Raw genomic sequence first — 15,764 nt, 5'->3', positions numbered from 1 at the left:
GGTTGCAAGGGGGATAAGGGGAGCGACTTCGCAATTCAAGCCCCCTCCCCCTTATCGAACAAACCCATTTTTAGAATCTAAGTGGGGTTGAGCTAAACAAAAGGATTCTGAAAAATAGAATCTTTTAGGGGAATTAAAAAATATAAGTAAGATTCTGAAAATTCTAAAAAGTCAGAATCCTGAAGAATCTAAATCATTACAAAAATCTTGCAAGATTCTAAAAAGCTAGATTCTAAAGCTAAAATAATGGATTGCTTCGCTTGCGCTCGCAATGACTAAATTTTTTAGTATCCCTTGCTTTCACTTCTTAAAATTTTTTAGATTCTCTAAAATTGTTTTTTCACGCAAAAGGTCGCTCCCCCCTCCTCACTCCCCCCCGCGCCCAAATATATTTTTATAGAAGCTCCGCGCTTTTCTTCTTTCGGGGGGAGAGCCTCGCTGTTTCCCTTGCTAGAAAAAAGGCTAAAAATGCACTACTGCATTTTTTTAACGCCTTTTTTTCACCACGCAAGGGGCGAGATTGGGTTACGCTGGCGCGTAACTTGAATTCCTTTGATTGCAAAATCTCGGTTTGCACGGGGCGCTTAATATTTTAACCTCTTTTTCTTAGTGCGCTTGTGATTTCCTCGTTTGAAAGATTTTCAATCACGCGCACTTCGCCATAGATTCTAAGCAGTTTATCCACTTGCGCGGGAGTGAGATTGCGCGTTTGGGTGAGCGTTTTTAGCTTTGTGAGATTCTTATTTTTTTGCGCTCTGTGGAAAGTGATAGCAAAGCGGTGCGCCTCATCGCGCAGTTTTTGCAAAAATTGCAAGCTTTTATCATTTGGGGAGAGTTTAAATTCTTTTGGCTCTTGCGTGCTTTTTTGCACTGCGTGTAAAATATCTTGCGCACTTCCTTTGGCGCGGTGCGCGCGTCCATTGAGCTTGTGCTTTGAGATAGCGAGCGTATCGACTTGCGCGCCGCTAGATTCTAGGATTTGGCGCGCGAGTTTGAGTTGCGCCTTGCCACCATCAAGAAGCCACAAATTTGGCGCGGGATTATTCTCAAAATCCAGCGCACGGCGCGTCAAAAGCTCGCTCATCTGCGCATATTCATCACTCCCGCTCAAATTATACTGCCGATAAGAATCCTTTCTAAACTCGCCATTTTCATACACCACCATCGCGCCCACGCACTGCGTCCCGCTGTGGTGCGAAGTGTCAAAAACTTCGATCCTATAGGGAATCTCATCAAGCCCAAAAAGCGTGGCGATTTGCTCCATTAGCCTAGATTCTTGGATATTTTCCTCATTTGTATGCAAATGCAAAAGCTCAAGGGCATTTTTGCGCGCAAGGTTGATGAGCTCTAGCTTTTTGCCTTTTTTGGGCTGTGAGATTTCGATTTTTTTCCCCAAACGCTCTTGCAAAATGCGCTCTAGCTCGTCTTTGTCTTCAAGCGCGACATTTGCGGGCAAAAGGATAGAATCTGGCAAAAGTGGCGTGTGCGCCTTGTAATGATTGAGCAAAGCTTGCGTGTAAAGCGAGCAGAGGTTGTGATTTGTCATGCTAGGCTTTGTGGATTGCGCGGGGTTTTGCGAGGATTGCGCGGAATCTAGAGAATCCTCCACATCAAGCGCGCTGCTATGAAGTAGCACAAAATCGCTTGAACTTATGCGTCCATTTCGCACAAATAGCTTCATTAGCACGCCTTTTTGCATTGCGCTTTTTTGCGCTACATTTTTTGATGAATTTGCAGATTCTATCGTGCTGTGCGTTTTTTGCGGACGCGTGACAAAGACAAAAATATCCATATCACAAGATTGTGCTAAGTCAATCACAGAGTGCTTTTGCATTTGCGAAATTTTAGCAATCCTATCCCTCAAGCGCGCAGCCTCCTCAAACGCGTAGTTGTCCGCAAAAATTTGCATTTTGGATTCCAAAAGTTTGATGAGCTTTTTTTTATTTTCCAAAAGTTCTAGCGCGGAATTTAGAATCTTTTCATATTCTTGCTTGTTTATTTTGCCTTCACATGGGGCGAGACAGCGTTTGATTTGATAAAAAAGACAAGCTTTTTTGCCTTGAAGACAGGATTTTTTCTGCACCAAAGGCGTGGTTTCTAAAATCCCATCAACCAAATCGCGCGCGCCAAAACTAAAAGGACCAAAATACAAAATATTCTTTTTATTTATCACACTGCGCGTTATTTCAAGCGTTGGGAAGTCTTTATTTTTATCGATAAAAATATAGGGATAAGTCTTGTCATCGCGCAGTAAAATGTTGTATTTTGGCTTGAGGCTTTTAATAAGCGAGTTTTCCAAAATCAGCGCGTCTTGCTCATTTGGCGTCACAAGCGTGTGGATACGCGCGATTTGAGACACCATGATGGCTATACGCTGGCTTAAATTAGCGCTTTTGACAAAGTAGCTTTTGATGCGCTTTTTGAGATTTTTTGCCTTGCCGACATAAAGCAGTCTATCGTCTTTGTCAAAGTATTGATACACGCCCGCACTTTCGGGCAGGGTGGAGAGGCAGAGTTTCATAGAGTTTCCTTTAGGATTTTGGCGCGCTGTAATAAAGCGCTGTGCGTGTTTGGCACTTCATTTTTAAGCACAGATTCTAAAAGCTCACAGAGAATCCTGCCAATGCGCGCGCCATCATTCACGCCAAGGGATTTTATATCATCTCCATTGATTTTTAGCTCTTTTGCATTTAGCACTGCGCTTAAAGCGCGCAAGGATTCTCGCTTAAACTTTGGCGTTTTGGCGCGCATAAGTGTAAAAAAAGATTCTAAACTTTCGCGCTTTAAGGTGCAAAAAATGCGTTTAAGTTCTAAGTCTAAAGGCGCTTTGCTGTGGCTTGATTGTATGAGTGTATGGAAGCGTAAAAATGCGCCAAAAAGGTTTAAAACCTCCTCGCTAAATTTTTTTGAGCTTTTAAGCGCGCTTAGGATTTGTTTGGCGTTGTCGCGCGCTTGCTTTTGCGAGGTATTTTGCGCTATTGCAAATGCGTAGAGCAAGCACACCCAGCGAAGTTCTAGTTTTTTTGGCAAGCGAGGTAAAAGGGCAAGTGCGCGCGGATTAAAAAGCGCAGAATCTTTTGCGTGGCTTGAAAAATGGCTTTGCGCGGGATTTGTAAAATTATTTTGCCCACAATGAAAAAGCTTGCAAAAATCCAAAAAAATAATCTTAAAAATCCCCTCAAATTCTGCTAGCACTTTGTGAGAATCCGCACCTAGCAGGAGTTTATCAAGCTCGGATTTTATGCGCTCACTGCTTAAATGTAGCATTAAAGGTGCGCAGGCAAAAAGTGCTTCCCTTGTGCGCGCGTGGATTGTAAATCCCAAACACGCACAAAAGCGTAAGGCACGCAAGATTCTTAAACTATCTTCGCTCAAGCGCTCTTTTGGCTCGCCAATGCAAGCGATTTGACGCTTTTTTAAATCCTTTAATCCGCCCACATAATCCACCACGCGAAGATTTTCATCAAGGGCGAGCGCATTTATCCTAAAATCGCGCCTTTGCACATCTTCGCTTAAACTCGTGCCAAAAATCACATCTTTTGGCTTACGGAATCCCTGATATTCGCGCTCAACGCGAAAAGTCGTAACTTCAATCATTTTTTTGCTTTTTCTTTCCACAAGCCCAACGCAGCCAAATTGTGCGCCAATTTCTAAACTGAAAAAATCCTTGCGATTAGCAAAAAGCTTGCAAATTTGCTCTGGCGTGGCGTTCGTGGCGATATCCCAATCTTTTGGGCGCTTCTGCAGGAGGTAATCGCGCACGCACCCACCAATCACAAACGCGCTAAAGCCATGTGATCGCAAGATATGCAGGATTTTTTCCACATTGCGCGGGATTTGTGGGCGCTGGATTCTCACTAAATGTGGATTGCGTGGATTAGTGCTAGGTGGATTTTTTGTCAAAATGCAATTCCTTAAGATAAACATATCACTTTGCAGATAAAAGCCCTTGTAAGCGTGTATTTTACCTTGTCTTTCTTAGAGTTTAACAAATAAATTTATACGCATGAGAGATTCCATTTCTCAGAATCTTTTTGTCTGATTTAATCCCACTTAGATTCTTAAAGTTTCTTTTTGCAGGGGGACAAGGGGGCTTGAATTGCGAAGTCGCTCCCCTTATCCCCCTTGCAACCCCCAAACCCCCGACAACGCTTTTTAAGGGTTGCACCAAAGGTGCAACTTGAATTCCTTAATTTTGCAAATTTAGAATCTAACGCCTTTTGGCGCTGATATGTGCGGTGCTTATTCCGCTTGCAAGGGGGATTGCAAAAGGTGTGGTAAAAATGCCTAAAGGCATGCGGATTGAAAGCATAAGGCTATTTGTGGGCGTGTGATTTGGGAGAAAATCCGTGCGCAAGGTAAGGGCTAAAAACACCGGAGAAGTCGGCAACACAAGCACTCCGCCATCAAGATATGTGCCATTGCGCCCAGCGCCCCTACGCGCGCCATAGCCCACATACGCGCTTAAAACTTGATAGCCCCCAAAATTTAAAAAGCTCGGGTGCCAAAACATTTCCCCGCCGTAGTGATGTATGGATTTCAAATCCTTGCCATAGCCTAGCTCGTAGTGGAATTTTGCGCCAAAATATTGCCGATGCGTTTTGCCAATCGAGCCAATGGATAAAAGCCCCACATCAAAGCTAAAATGCCCTTTTTCCACCTCTGCGTTTGATACGCCATATTCAAAGCCAAGAATGTTGGTAAAATTGCTAATTTGCGAAAAAATATCCCCGTTGCTTTCGTTGTTTTCATCAACGCAAGAAAAGCCACCCAAAAGCGAGCCTCGGCAGTTTTTTTCTGTCAATACTTCAAGCTCTGGGGCTACTTTTTGTGTGGCATTTGTGGTATTTTGAGAATCTGGCACTTGCTCTAGTGACTGCGGGGTATTTTCCCCATACGCGCAAAACAACATAAAACAGCCAAACAAAATAACTCGCTTCATTGAAAAATGATTCCTCATAAATTTTTGCATGATTATAATATTTTTGCCCTTTGCTCGCAAGATTAGGAGAAATTTAGCCAAAACAAACAGCTTATTTTGTTTCAAACTCATCAAAAGGTTAAGAAATTTTTAAATCTTTAACATTCTTATTAGGCTTTTATACTTATAATGCTTTGCTTTAATGACAGCAACAACTTCAAAGGAGGAATAATGCTAGAGATACGATGGCATTCACGCGCTGGACAAGGTGCCGTGACAGGCGCTAAAGGCTTGGCAGATGTGATTGCAGGCACGGGTAAGGAAGTGCAGGCGTTTGCTTTTTATGGTTCGGCAAAGAGGGGCGCGGCGATGAGCGCGTATAATCGCATAGATTCTGAACCGATTTTAAACCACGAGAAGTTTATGAATCCCGATTATGTGCTAGTGATTGATCCAGGGCTTACTTTCATCACTGATATTTGTGCGAATGAAAAGCCAGAGACAAAATACATCATCACCACGCATTTAAGCAAAGAGGAGCTTATCGCTAAAAAGCCGGATTTGAAGGGCAAGGAAGTGTATATCTTAGATTGCATTCAAATCTCACTTCAAGAGCTTGGCAAACCTATCCCAAATGCGCCGATGCTCGGGGCTTTGATGAAAGTTTCTGGAATGCTTGATTTAGAATTTTTCTTGCAAGCTTTTACGAAGATTCTAGGCAAAAAGCTTCCGCAAAAAGTCATTGATGGCAATGTTAATGCCATTAGGCGCGCTTATAATGAAGTGCATTAGGAGAATCTAGCGTTTTTAAGAACACATTTAAGGAGAAAAAGATGATAAAAGACAACAGAGGGTGGGACGAATTAGAGATTGGCTCGGCATTATTCCCTTTTGATACAAATGCGCAAGTGCAAGTCGAGGAGCACAACGACAAGCGCGCCTATCGCAACGATAGCTCTTACACTGCAAGTGTGGCGCATTGGCGCGTGGATAAGCCTGTGCATAATAGCGAAGTGTGCATTAACTGCTTTAATTGCTGGGTGTATTGCCCAGATTCTGCGATTTTAGCACGCGATGAAAAGCTTGCAGGAGTGGATTACACTCATTGCAAAGGCTGTGGCGTATGCGTGGAAGTTTGCCCTACAAATCCGAAGTCTTTGCTTATGTTTAGCGATCATCAAAGTAATGAATCTGCGCTTGCAAACTGGCCTAAAAAACAAGAAAAAAACAAACAACAATAAGGGGGAACTATGCCAAAAGTTTTTGAACTTCACGAAATCGAAGTGTGGGACGGCAATATGGCGGCAAGCCATGCGATGCGTCAAGCACAAATTGATGTGGTCGCTGCCTATCCTATCACGCCTTCAACGCCTATCGTGCAAAATTATGGCAGTTTTGTAGGAAATGGCTATATTGAGGGGGAATTTGTCATGGTGGAATCCGAGCATGCCGCGATGAGCGCGTGTGTAGGTGCTGCGGCAGCTGGCGGGCGCGTGGCTACTGCGACAAGCTCGCAGGGCTTTGCCTTTATGGTCGAGGTGCTGTATCAAGCTTCTGGTATGCGTTTGCCTATCGTGTTAAACCTCGTAAATCGCGCGCTTGCAAGCCCACTCAATGTAAATGGTGATCACTCTGATATGTATCTAAGCCGTGACACAGGCTGGGTAAATCTCTGTACCTACAATCCGCAAGAAGCGTATGATTTTAACCTTATGGCGTTTAAAATCGCGGAGGATTTGCGCGTGCGTGTGCCTGTGATTGTTAATCAAGATGGCTTTATTTGCTCGCACACCGCACAAAGCGTGCGCCCGCTAAGCGATGAAGTGGCGTATAAATTTATCGGTGAGTATAAGGTCAAAAATGCGATGCTTGATTTTTCAAAGCCTATCACTTATGGTGCGCAAACTGAGGAGGATTGGCACTTCGAGCATAAATCACAACTACATAACGCCATCATGCAGGCTTCTGGTGTGATAGAAGAGGTTTTCGCGGAGTTTAAAAAGCTCACAGGAAGGGAATATAAGCTTGTTGAAACTTATGATATGCAAGATGCGGAGGTGGCGATTTTCGCTCTTGGCACAAGTGTGGAATCTGCGCGTATGGCGGCAAAAAATGCGCGCAAAAGAGGCATTAAAGCAGGCGTAGTTTCACTGCGATCTTTGCGCCCATTCCCTTATAAAGAAATAGGCGAGGCACTAAAGAATCTTAAGGCTGTGGCGTTTTTGGATAGAAGTTTGCCTGCGGGCGCGATGGGGATGCTTTTCAATGAATGCGTAAGCGCGATGTATGGCGCGGGCGGAAGGGCGATTGCGTCAAATTATATTTATGGCTTAGGCGGGCGCGATTTGACACAGGCGCATTTGCAAGACATTTACACCGAGCTAGATTCTGATGCAAAGGCGGGCAAACTCACGCACGCTACACAGCAATTTATCGGGCTTCGCGGTCCAAAGCTTAGCTTTTGCTAGATTCTTTAAGCTAAAAGCGCAAAACAACATAAGGAGAGGAAATGGTAAAGGAATTTAAGAATCTCAAGCAATTTTCAAAATCTGCTGAAAAATTTGAGGGCGCGCATCTTTTGTGTCCGGGCTGTGCGCATGGGATGATCGTGCGTGAAGTGCTAAACGCGGCTGAAGGTCCGATCGTGCTGGGGAATTCTACGGGTTGTTTGGAGGTTTCAACCGCGGTGTATCCTTACACAAGCTGGGATGTGCCTTGGATTCACATAGGGTTTGAAAATGGCTCGACAGCCGTAGCAGGCGCAGAATCCATGTATAAAGCCCTTGCAAGAAAAGGGCGCTACAAAGGCGAAAAGCCAAAATTTGTGGCATTTGGTGGCGATGGCGCGACTTATGATATCGGCTTTCAGTGGATTAGCGGGTGTTTTGAGCGCGGGCATGATATGACCTACATTTGCCTTGATAACGAAGTCTATGCAAACACCGGCGGGCAGCGTAGTGGCTCCACACCCATTGGCTCAAGCACTTCTACCACGCCAGCGGGAAGTGTGAGCTATGGGAAAAAGGAGAAAAAGAAAGATTTGCTTATGATTATGGCAGCGCATGGAAGCCCCTATGTCGCGCAAGTAGCGCCAAATAAATGGAAAGATATGAATAAAAAAATCAAAACCGCGCTAGAGACAGAAGGTCCGACTTTCATCAACGCGATGAGCGCATGCACGACTGAATGGCGCTTTGATTCCAACAAAACGATTGAGGTGAGCGATTTGGCGGTGGATTCTCTTGTGTTTCCGCTTTTTGAGGTTATCGATGGCGTGAAAGTTAATATCACCTATCGTCCAAAAAATATCGTGCCGGTGCGCGACTATTTAGGCGCACAAGGGCGCTTTAAGCATCTTTTTAAACCTGAAAACGAGCATATCATCGAGCAATTTCAAAAAGATGTCGATGCACGATGGGAATACCTCCAACGCCGCGAAGAAGCGGGAATCTAACTGCGTATTAAGATTCTGTAGCAGATAAGTTTTGCTATAGAATCTTGCTGGAAAGTCAAATTTATCTATATATCGTGGTTTATTTTTTTATGGTTGTCAGATTTAATAAGCGCTTAGATGTTGGAGTTGTGTAGGGACTCCATCTCGAGCCTCAAAAAGCCTTTATACTCGAAAACTAAGAAATTTTTAAGCTTGCTTGTTACCACATTTGTTACCATTTTTGAGGGATACCCTTTAAGGTTCTCTAGTATTGTTATGCAAAGCGCAATAAGCCTCTATTTGTCACTACTGCCAACGAATTCTTAAGCGATAAAACAAAAAATAAATGAGGGTTCTTTATCGTAGATTTGTCGATAGCAAATCTATGGCGGAGCAACCTACAAAAGTGAGCCAAATTCCTTCAGTTTCTTGATTAAGAATATTGTTTGATGCGAGGCGAGGAATAGAGGAATGAGTGGGCTTGTAAAGGAAGGGTGGGTTTTCTTACTTGTCTAAGCCACTTCAAACTATCTTTCAATACTCCAAGCCAAACATATAATACAAGCAATGCAGATTCCTTTACTTTGCATGTGATTTTGTTATAATTTTGAATAAATCAATGCTGTGGAGAAATATGAACAACGATGACATTATTGCTCTTTTGAAATCTGCCCCACAAAAAGGGAGAGATATGCCTGTTATAGGGCATGAAAATTTAAATAAGGATATATTAGAATGGATTATAGAGAACAACAAAAAATAGCCATAGATATTTTAGATCCTACAAAGGCGCAAGAATTAGGCTTTAAATACCCACAAGAAGTTAAAAGAACAATAAGTGGATATGAAATAAGACATGCTTACAATAAGCACAAGACAGACAAAATCCCATTAACCTTAGAGCATATTGAAAAATGGATATATTTTGTGGATAAGGCACAGGTTCAAACTCTTAAAAAAGACACACTAAAGCAAGATGTTATAGTAAGTGAGTTTAGAAATGATGATGGGATTGTTATTGTGGTAGAAAGCATTAGGAAAAAGACAAATGAGCTTAGTTTCAAAACAATGTATCTTAAAAATTAAGCCTTTAGACTGCTAATGTCAAATAAGACACTCTGAGCCATCGGGTTATAAGCCACGCACTCAGATTAGATAGCTTCCATCTAAAAGCCTGCTTGCATACTATGTTAAATTTGCTTAATGCGTGCTTAAGCCACATAGCCCTTGTAATAAGGAAAATTTAGCTAGTCCTCTCTTTCCAGCCCTCACTTTCAAACACAATCCCAAAAAACCCTAAATCCCACATTCTCACATTTGCATTTTTCCCTAAATCACTCTATAATGCCCATAAAATTTAACTAACGAAAGGAGAAAAGGCTATGGGTAGCTTTGCACTAGGTTATTTACTTGGTATGACATTTAGTGATACTAGCATTCCAGCTAATGGATACACTATGGATCGTTCAGACAGAGATATGACTTCTGAGGAATGGGCTAAAATCTGCGCTGATGATGATAAAAGCAAAGGCTTAATCACTTCTAAGAAAGAATGGAAAGCAGCCTATGAAAAATACCTCAAAGAAAGCAAAGACTCTAAAGAGGAGTCATATTGGGCTGCGTGGGATAATGCTGTGAAACAAGGCGTTATTGAAAAGTTACGCAATCACGAAACGGGTTATAGATTCCTTGCTTCATCTTGTCCGAATATGTCTCAAGATGAACAAGCTGACTTGATTGAAAGTGGGGAACTAAAAATATTAGCTCCTCTTGATGGATACAATAAAGATGGATTAGGTGTTATGTGGACTGATGAGAACAGAGAGGAAGCAAAGCACCCAATCTATTTGCAAGGTTTAGAGATTTTTAAAGAGCATATAAAAAATAAAAAATATAGGGTTGTTTCTTAACCCTTATATCTTTTCTGAATATCACATCTCCTTTATTGTATTATATTAGGAGTATTTATATTTTTCGTTACTATCCCCCCATTACTTCCCAAAGGATTCTGATGTAAAGCATTATATTGTCTTTCAAACGCATTTGCTCTACTTGGGCTTTGCTGTCTAAAGTCTCTCATAAATCCTCTTTGCTCTCTCCCACTCATAGTTCCAAAATCTCTAAACATAGAGTTTGAGAATGTATAAGAGCCTGAATATTCTAATCGTGGAGCATTACTTGGAGCAGCTGTAGGTTTCCCTGCTAATCCTCTCTCAAGCATACTAGTTCTTGTCGTAGCAGCTAGCTGATTTGCTCTACCTACTCCTATTGCCATTGTGCTTTCAGCCCCTATAGCTCCGACATTAGCTAGGGTTTTACCTGCAGCTCCACCTGGCAAGAACATAGCTGCAGCTCCCGCTACTTGTCCTACTGCTGCCATACCTGAGCTTACAGCCCCAAATGTGCTAGCTGACATACCCATACTCATAGCTAGTCCAGCTAAGGCGTTACCACCGCTGACACTCTAAAAATTTCAGTCAATGCAATAAAACATAGAATCTCATCAGTCAAAAATCTTGAGTATATGCACGCAAGTAGAGGCAAAATGGGATTTATTCCTGCGCAGGCGATACAAATTAAAGAAGAGATTCTGAAAAAGTGGTAACAAATTTTGGCTATTTTGATGCTTTAAGCTTGCTTGTTACCACATTTGTTGCCATTTTTGCCTTGCTGGAAGAAAAAGCCTAGATGTGGAAAATTAAACTTGAAGTGTTGTAGGTGTGCTATTATGTGGAGTTTAAAGTGTCTCAATGTGTTCTTATATGTAGTTATGAAGTAGTCATATTCCGCGTAAGATGGTGGAATGTAGGGGGGTCGAACCCCTGACCTCAACGCTGCCAGCGTTGCGCTCTACCAACTGAGCTAACACCCCAAATTTTTACAAACTTCTTCGTGCCATGAGCCACAAGGCGCGCATTATAACTATTGCGAGCTTAAAGAGCCTTAAAATACCCACGCCAAAATTATTACATAGCGCCAAAGTCTTAAGCAAACCAGAATCTTTAAATAACCAAAACAAGGTAAAATACGCGCAAAAATTTACTTGCCTTTGGGAGAGCGAATGAATACCTACAAAATGGGCTTGAAATCTTACTATTTGCTTTTGGAATCTTTGGAGCAAATCCCTTCTCTTGGGAAAAAAAGCGCGCAAAAAATCGCCCTTTCTTTGAGTATGGAAAACAAGTTTTTGGCGCTCAAGCTCGCGCATGCGCTTGAAGAAAGCGCGCATAATGTGCGTTTGTGTCAGAAATGTTTTGCGCTTAGCGAGGGCGAGATTTGTGAGATTTGCCTAGATTCCGAGCGCGCAAATGGCGAGCTGTGCATTGTCGCGCACCAAAAGGATATTTTCACGCTTGAGGCGATGAATGAGTTTAGCGGGCGCTATTTTGTGCTAAATTCTCACTTGGAGATGAAAGATATTGATTTTAGTATTCTTAAAAAGCGCGTGGTGGAGGAGCGCATAGAGGAGGTGATTTTCGCGCTTTCACCAACTTTGGCAAATGAAGCGGTGATGCTTTTTGTCGAGGACAAGCTAGAGGATTTGCCCTGCAAGCTAAAATTTAGCAAAATCGCTCAAGGCGTGCCAACGGGCATTGGGCTAGATTCTATCGATCAGCTCTCGCTTTCACGCGCATTTTTTTCAAGGGTGAAGGTATAGAGAGACTTTATACCTTTTCGCCATTCATAAAAAGAAATAAATATTTTTCAAACTCTTGGGAATCCTCTGTGTGTTTTGCAAAGGCGGGGAGGTTTTTTGCGATTTCTATGCATTGGGTGCAAAGTGGCAGGGGATAATCTCTAAAATAGCCTGTGGTTGTGCCGCCTTGATACACGCTAAATTCAAAGGCATTTGAGCCTGCGCGACGCAACAAAAGATGGGGATTTTGAGAATCTAGAAGTTTTGCAAATTCCGCGCAGTTGCAAAAATGCAATTGTGGCGCGCCAAATTGCTCAAAAGTCTTGTAAGGAAGCGATTTGAGGTGTGCGAAACACTCTAGCATCGCGCCATTTGGCAAGGAAATAGAATTAAGCCCATCTTTGCTCTTAACTTCCGCAAACTGCGCGCTCACGCCTTCAGTCTGCAAAAGCTGTGCTATTTGGCTTGAGCTGTCTTTGAACTTTTCAAGCGCACGCAAGGTTTTTTCAAACAATTATTCCATCGCCTCGCGCTCGATAATGTCGCATAAAATGTGGATTACCAAAATATGCACTTCTTGGATTCTCGCGGTGTCCTCGCTTGGGACGATCATATTAATGTCGCAGAGCTTGTCCATCGCCCCGCCATCGCGCCCGCTTAAGCCGATGATTTTGCACCCTAGCGATTTGGCGACATTGAAGGCGTTGATGACATTTTTAGAATTCCCGCTGGTGGAGATTCCAAAGACGACATCGCCTTTGCGCGCGAGGGCTTCGACTTGGCGCGAGAAGGTAAATTCATAGCCGTAGTCGTTCCCTATAGCGGTGAGTGCGGAAGTATCCACGCTTAGCGCGATTGCTGGAAGTGCTTTGCGCTCTTTTTTGTATCTGCCTGTAAGCTCTGCGGCAAAATGTTGAGAATCTGCCGCACTTCCGCCATTCCCGCAGATGAGAATCTTATTGCCATTTTTGAGGCATTCTTTGAGGAGATTTGCGCTGGATTCTATGGAATCTAGCATGCGTTTAAGCGAGTTTGTGCTGACATCGATATGGTTTAAAAATTCCGCTTGGATAAAGTTTTTCATTTGTTTGCTCCTTTGATTTTTTCAATGATATTTGTGCTGGATTTGCCCTCCACAAATGGAAGCAATTTCACTTCCTTGACAAATTCACTTCCCACAACTTCCTTACCTTCGTAATCCGCGCCTTTTACCAAAATATCTGGCGCTAGGAATTTAATAAGCTCCTTTGGTGTCTCTTCGTCAAAAATCACCACAAAATCCACGCATTCCAAATTCGCAAGCAAAAAGGCTCGATCCTCTTGCGGGTTAATCGGGCGATTTGCGCCTTTGAGCGCGGAAACTGACGCATCGCTATTAAGCCCGACTATCAGCACATCGCCTAATGCGCGCGCTTGGCGCAAATACTGCACATGACCGCGGTGCAGGATATCAAAGCAGCCATTGGTGAAAACGACCTTAGATTCTTTATTTGTGCTTTTGAGAGAATCTAGCGCGCGCTTGATTTGCTCCTTGCTAAAGATTTTGTTTGATTCTTTGCTTTGGTGCGAGTGCAAGTAGCGCTCGATTTCTATATGTGTAGCACTTGCGCTTCCGACTTTGCCTACCACCACGGCTGCGGCGACATTGGCGAACTCGCTTGCCTTATAAATATCTAGCCCGCTACTTAGCGCAAAGCCCAGTGCCGCGATGACGGTATCGCCCGCACCTGTGACGTCATAGACTTCTTGCGCGTAGGTTGGGATTTTTGTAAGGCTTTTGTCGATGATGCCGATGCCATCCTCACTAAGTGTGATGAGCGAGATTGAGAGTTTACACATTTTTTTGAGCGCATTGCCTGCTTGCAAGAGGCTTTCATCATCGATGATGGGGATATTTGTCGCAAGGCTGGCTTCTTTTTTATTAGGCGTTAGAAGTGTCGCGCCACTATATTTGGCGTAATTCACGCCCTTAGGATCGCACAGCACAGGCTTATTCTCACTGCGCGCAAGGCTAATGATATGTTGCGTAAAGTCATAATTTAGCAAGCCCTTGTCATAATCTGAAATTATCACGCAATCAATGCCATTTAGTAAAGAATCCAAATCCTCGCGCACTTTTTTTAGAAGCACAGAATCTACCGGCGCGCTGGATTCTCTATCTACGCGCAAAACTTGCTGATTTGAAATCACCACGCGCGATTTTTTGGTCGTGGGGCGGGAGGGATCGATGAAAATATATTCAATCCCAACGCCTAAAGATTCTAGCGTTTCGACAAGCCATTTGCCATCGCTATCTTCGCCCACAACGCCACAAACGCTCACTTTCGCACCAAGCGCGATGAGGTTATTTACGACATTGCATGAGCCACCAAGTCGGTTGCTTTCACTTTTTACATTGACGACTTGCACGGGCGCTTCGGGGGAGATTCTATTGCAATCCCCCCAAATGTAGTGATCGATCATCAAGTCGCCAACTACGAGGATTCTCGGGCTTTTGTTTTCTAAATCAAACATTTGCTTGCCTTTGCTTTGGAATTTGTTGCTTGCCAGATTCTCTTATTCAAAATAGCTAAAAGTCTCATAACCGCCATCGCGCAGGTATTTGTCCTTTTGCATAAGCTTCAAATCGCTTTGCATCATATCTTTCACAAGCGCGTTTAAATCATATTCTGGAATCCAGCCTAGCTTTTCGCGCGCTTTTGTCGCATCACCGATAAGCAAATCCACTTCCGTTGGGCGGAAATAGCGCGGATCCACGCTTACAACTTCCTTGCCAACTTCTAGCTTAAACCCCCCATGGCACGCTTTCACATAGCCTTTTTCATTCACGCCTTCACCGCGGAACTCTAGCTCGATCCCCACTTCATTAAACGCCATTTTGACAAACTCACGCACTTCAGTCGTCACGCCTGTGGCAATCACCCAATCCTCCGCCTTTTGCGCTTGCAAAATAAGCCACATCATACGCACATAGTCTTTCGCATGCCCCCAGTCGCGTTTTGCACTTAAGTTGCCAAGATAGAGTTTATCTTGCAAGCCAAGTGCGATTTTTGCCGCTGCGCGCGTGATTTTACGCGTTACGAAAGTTTCACCGCGTATGGGGCTTTCGTGGTTGAAAAGGATTCCATTGCTTGCAAAAATGTCATACGCTTCGCGGTAATTCACCGTTATCCAATATGCATAAAGCTTCGCACATGCGTAAGGAGAGCGTGGATAGAATGGCGTTTTTTCGCTTTGTGGGATTTCTTGCACTAAGCCATAGAGTTCACTTGTGGAGGCTTGATAGATTCTGCTTTTTTGGGTTAAGCCAAGTAAGCGCACGGCTTCTAAGATTCTCAAAGTGCCTATGCCATCGGCATTTGCGGTGTATTCTGGTGTTTCAAAAGAAACTGCCACATGGCTCATCGCCGCGAGATTGTAAATCTCATCTGGCTGTATATCAGCAATCACGCGCGTGAGATTCATAGAATCTGTCAAATCGCCATAGTGCAAGAAAAAATTGCGCCCAGCGATATGCGGATCTTGATAGAGATGATCGATCCTATCAGTATTAAAAAGCGAGCTTCTGCGCTTGATGCCATGCACTTCATAGCCTTTTTTTAGCAAAAATTCCGCCAAATACGCGCCATCTTGTCCTGTGATACCTGTGATTAAAGCAGTTTTCATTTTCCAAACCTTTTTAAATTAAGTTTCCAAAAGGCGCGTATTGTAATTAAGTTTGGCTTAAAATGCAAGTTTTCACGTGCGCAAAAGCCAGAATCCAAGCTACGCCT

The 15,764-nt window shown here is 43.4% G+C and carries 16 protein-coding genes and 1 tRNA gene; 8 read left to right on the top strand and 9 right to left on the bottom strand.

Annotation, left to right across the window (positions count from 1 at the left end):
* Positions 1–592: 592 nt before the first annotated feature.
* The 3 genes from CQA49_RS05980 to CQA49_RS05970 form a co-directional block, all read right to left on the bottom strand.
* Positions 593–2,521, bottom strand: a complete 1,929-nt coding sequence (locus CQA49_RS05980) for an excinuclease ABC subunit UvrC (protein WP_115575058.1) — start codon at positions 2,519–2,521, stop codon at positions 593–595.
* The gene (locus CQA49_RS05975) at positions 2,518–3,903 is read right to left on the bottom strand and encodes a CCA tRNA nucleotidyltransferase (RefSeq protein WP_181882619.1); all 1,386 of its coding nucleotides are present in this window, start codon (positions 3,901–3,903) and stop codon (positions 2,518–2,520) included. Before CQA49_RS05975 ends, CQA49_RS05980 begins: the two co-directional genes overlap by 4 nt.
* 307 nt (positions 3,904–4,210) lie before the next feature.
* Positions 4,211–4,942: a hypothetical protein gene (locus CQA49_RS05970; protein ID WP_147288658.1), complete on the bottom strand. Its 732-nt coding sequence runs from the start codon at positions 4,940–4,942 to the stop codon at positions 4,211–4,213.
* A 210-nt stretch (positions 4,943–5,152) separates the two neighbouring features.
* On the opposite strand from CQA49_RS05970, the gene CQA49_RS05965 reads away from it, so the two are divergent.
* From CQA49_RS05965 to CQA49_RS05940, 7 genes are all read left to right on the top strand, one after another.
* Complete coding sequence (locus CQA49_RS05965; protein ID WP_115575055.1) at positions 5,153–5,713, top strand: pyruvate flavodoxin oxidoreductase subunit gamma; 561 nt, start codon at positions 5,153–5,155, stop codon at positions 5,711–5,713.
* A gap of 41 nt (positions 5,714–5,754) precedes the next feature.
* A complete protein-coding gene (locus CQA49_RS05960; protein WP_115575054.1) occupies positions 5,755–6,162 on the top strand; it encodes a 4Fe-4S dicluster-binding protein in 408 nt (135 codons plus the stop codon).
* A gap of 9 nt (positions 6,163–6,171) precedes the next feature.
* The gene (locus CQA49_RS05955; protein WP_115575053.1) at positions 6,172–7,389 is read left to right on the top strand and encodes a 2-oxoacid:ferredoxin oxidoreductase subunit alpha; all 1,218 of its coding nucleotides are present in this window, start codon (positions 6,172–6,174) and stop codon (positions 7,387–7,389) included.
* Between the two features lie 41 nt (positions 7,390–7,430).
* On the top strand, positions 7,431–8,375 hold the full coding sequence (locus tag CQA49_RS05950) for a thiamine pyrophosphate-dependent enzyme (protein WP_115575052.1): 945 nt from the start codon (positions 7,431–7,433) through the stop codon (positions 8,373–8,375).
* 613 nt (positions 8,376–8,988) lie between these two features.
* Positions 8,989–9,117 (top strand): hypothetical protein, encoded by a 129-nt coding sequence (locus CQA49_RS10480; protein ID WP_258864226.1) that lies wholly within the window; start codon positions 8,989–8,991, stop codon positions 9,115–9,117.
* A complete protein-coding gene (locus CQA49_RS05945) occupies positions 9,090–9,440 on the top strand; it encodes a hypothetical protein (RefSeq protein ID WP_115575051.1) in 351 nt (116 codons plus the stop codon). Before CQA49_RS10480 ends, CQA49_RS05945 begins: the two co-directional genes overlap by 28 nt.
* 296 nt (positions 9,441–9,736) lie before the next feature.
* Entirely contained in the window at positions 9,737–10,264 is a 528-nt protein-coding gene (locus tag CQA49_RS05940; protein ID WP_115575050.1) for a hypothetical protein, read from the top strand.
* A gap of 32 nt (positions 10,265–10,296) precedes the next feature.
* On the opposite strand, the gene CQA49_RS05935 is transcribed toward CQA49_RS05940, so the two are convergent.
* Positions 10,297–10,776: a hypothetical protein gene (locus tag CQA49_RS05935; protein ID WP_147288657.1), complete on the bottom strand. Its 480-nt coding sequence runs from the start codon at positions 10,774–10,776 to the stop codon at positions 10,297–10,299.
* A gap of 374 nt (positions 10,777–11,150) precedes the next feature.
* Positions 11,151–11,226 (bottom strand) — tRNA-Ala (locus CQA49_RS05930).
* A 189-nt stretch (positions 11,227–11,415) separates the two neighbouring features.
* On the opposite strand from CQA49_RS05930, the gene recR reads away from it, so the two are divergent.
* Positions 11,416–12,012, top strand: coding sequence for a recombination mediator RecR (gene recR / locus CQA49_RS05925; protein ID WP_115575048.1), 597 nt, complete (start codon positions 11,416–11,418; stop codon positions 12,010–12,012).
* Between the two features lie 7 nt (positions 12,013–12,019).
* On the opposite strand, the gene CQA49_RS05920 is transcribed toward recR, so the two are convergent.
* Genes CQA49_RS05920 through gmd form a run of 4 tightly spaced genes read right to left on the bottom strand, consistent with a single transcriptional unit; the run spans position 12,020 to position 15,657 of the window.
* Entirely contained in the window at positions 12,020–12,505 is a 486-nt protein-coding gene (locus CQA49_RS05920; protein WP_115575047.1) for a hypothetical protein, read from the bottom strand.
* Entirely contained in the window at positions 12,506–13,075 is a 570-nt protein-coding gene (gmhA, locus tag CQA49_RS05915; protein ID WP_115575046.1) for a D-sedoheptulose 7-phosphate isomerase, read from the bottom strand.
* Positions 13,072–14,505, bottom strand: a complete 1,434-nt coding sequence (gene rfaE1 / locus CQA49_RS05910; protein ID WP_115575045.1) for a D-glycero-beta-D-manno-heptose-7-phosphate kinase — start codon at positions 14,503–14,505, stop codon at positions 13,072–13,074. Before rfaE1 ends, gmhA begins: the two co-directional genes overlap by 4 nt.
* 42 nt (positions 14,506–14,547) lie before the next feature.
* Entirely contained in the window at positions 14,548–15,657 is a 1,110-nt protein-coding gene (gene gmd, locus CQA49_RS05905; protein WP_115575044.1) for a GDP-mannose 4,6-dehydratase, read from the bottom strand.
* Positions 15,658–15,764: the final 107 nt, after the last annotated feature.

The sequence above is a fragment of the Helicobacter sp. MIT 00-7814 genome (assembly GCF_003364115.1).
In the GTDB taxonomy this organism is placed as follows: Bacteria; Campylobacterota; Campylobacteria; order Campylobacterales; family Helicobacteraceae; genus Helicobacter_F.
This window is presented reverse-complemented; position numbering and strand designations above follow the sequence as displayed.

What these genes read in the sequence shown, in the direction of transcription:
- CQA49_RS05980 (WP_115575058.1), bottom strand. Translation starts at nt 2,521, where the DNA reads ATGAAACTCTGCCTCTCCACCCTGCCCGAAAGTGCGGGCGTGTATCAA.
- CQA49_RS05970 (WP_147288658.1), bottom strand. Translation starts at nt 4,942, where the DNA reads ATGAAGCGAGTTATTTTGTTTGGCTGTTTTATGTTGTTTTGCGCGTAT.
- CQA49_RS05965 (WP_115575055.1), top strand. Translation starts at nt 5,153, where the DNA reads ATGCTAGAGATACGATGGCATTCACGCGCTGGACAAGGTGCCGTGACA.
- CQA49_RS05960 (WP_115575054.1), top strand. Translation starts at nt 5,755, where the DNA reads ATGATAAAAGACAACAGAGGGTGGGACGAATTAGAGATTGGCTCGGCA.
- CQA49_RS05955 (WP_115575053.1), top strand. Translation starts at nt 6,172, where the DNA reads ATGCCAAAAGTTTTTGAACTTCACGAAATCGAAGTGTGGGACGGCAAT.
- CQA49_RS05950 (WP_115575052.1), top strand. Translation starts at nt 7,431, where the DNA reads ATGGTAAAGGAATTTAAGAATCTCAAGCAATTTTCAAAATCTGCTGAA.
- CQA49_RS10480 (WP_258864226.1), top strand. Translation starts at nt 8,989, where the DNA reads ATGAACAACGATGACATTATTGCTCTTTTGAAATCTGCCCCACAAAAA.
- CQA49_RS05945 (WP_115575051.1), top strand. Translation starts at nt 9,090, where the DNA reads ATGGATTATAGAGAACAACAAAAAATAGCCATAGATATTTTAGATCCT.
- CQA49_RS05940 (WP_115575050.1), top strand. Translation starts at nt 9,737, where the DNA reads ATGGGTAGCTTTGCACTAGGTTATTTACTTGGTATGACATTTAGTGAT.
- CQA49_RS05935 (WP_147288657.1), bottom strand. Translation starts at nt 10,776, where the DNA reads ATGGGTATGTCAGCTAGCACATTTGGGGCTGTAAGCTCAGGTATGGCA.
- recR (WP_115575048.1), top strand. Translation starts at nt 11,416, where the DNA reads ATGAATACCTACAAAATGGGCTTGAAATCTTACTATTTGCTTTTGGAA.
- gmhA (WP_115575046.1), bottom strand. Translation starts at nt 13,075, where the DNA reads ATGAAAAACTTTATCCAAGCGGAATTTTTAAACCATATCGATGTCAGC.
- rfaE1 (WP_115575045.1), bottom strand. Translation starts at nt 14,505, where the DNA reads ATGTTTGATTTAGAAAACAAAAGCCCGAGAATCCTCGTAGTTGGCGAC.
- gmd (WP_115575044.1), bottom strand. Translation starts at nt 15,657, where the DNA reads ATGAAAACTGCTTTAATCACAGGTATCACAGGACAAGATGGCGCGTAT.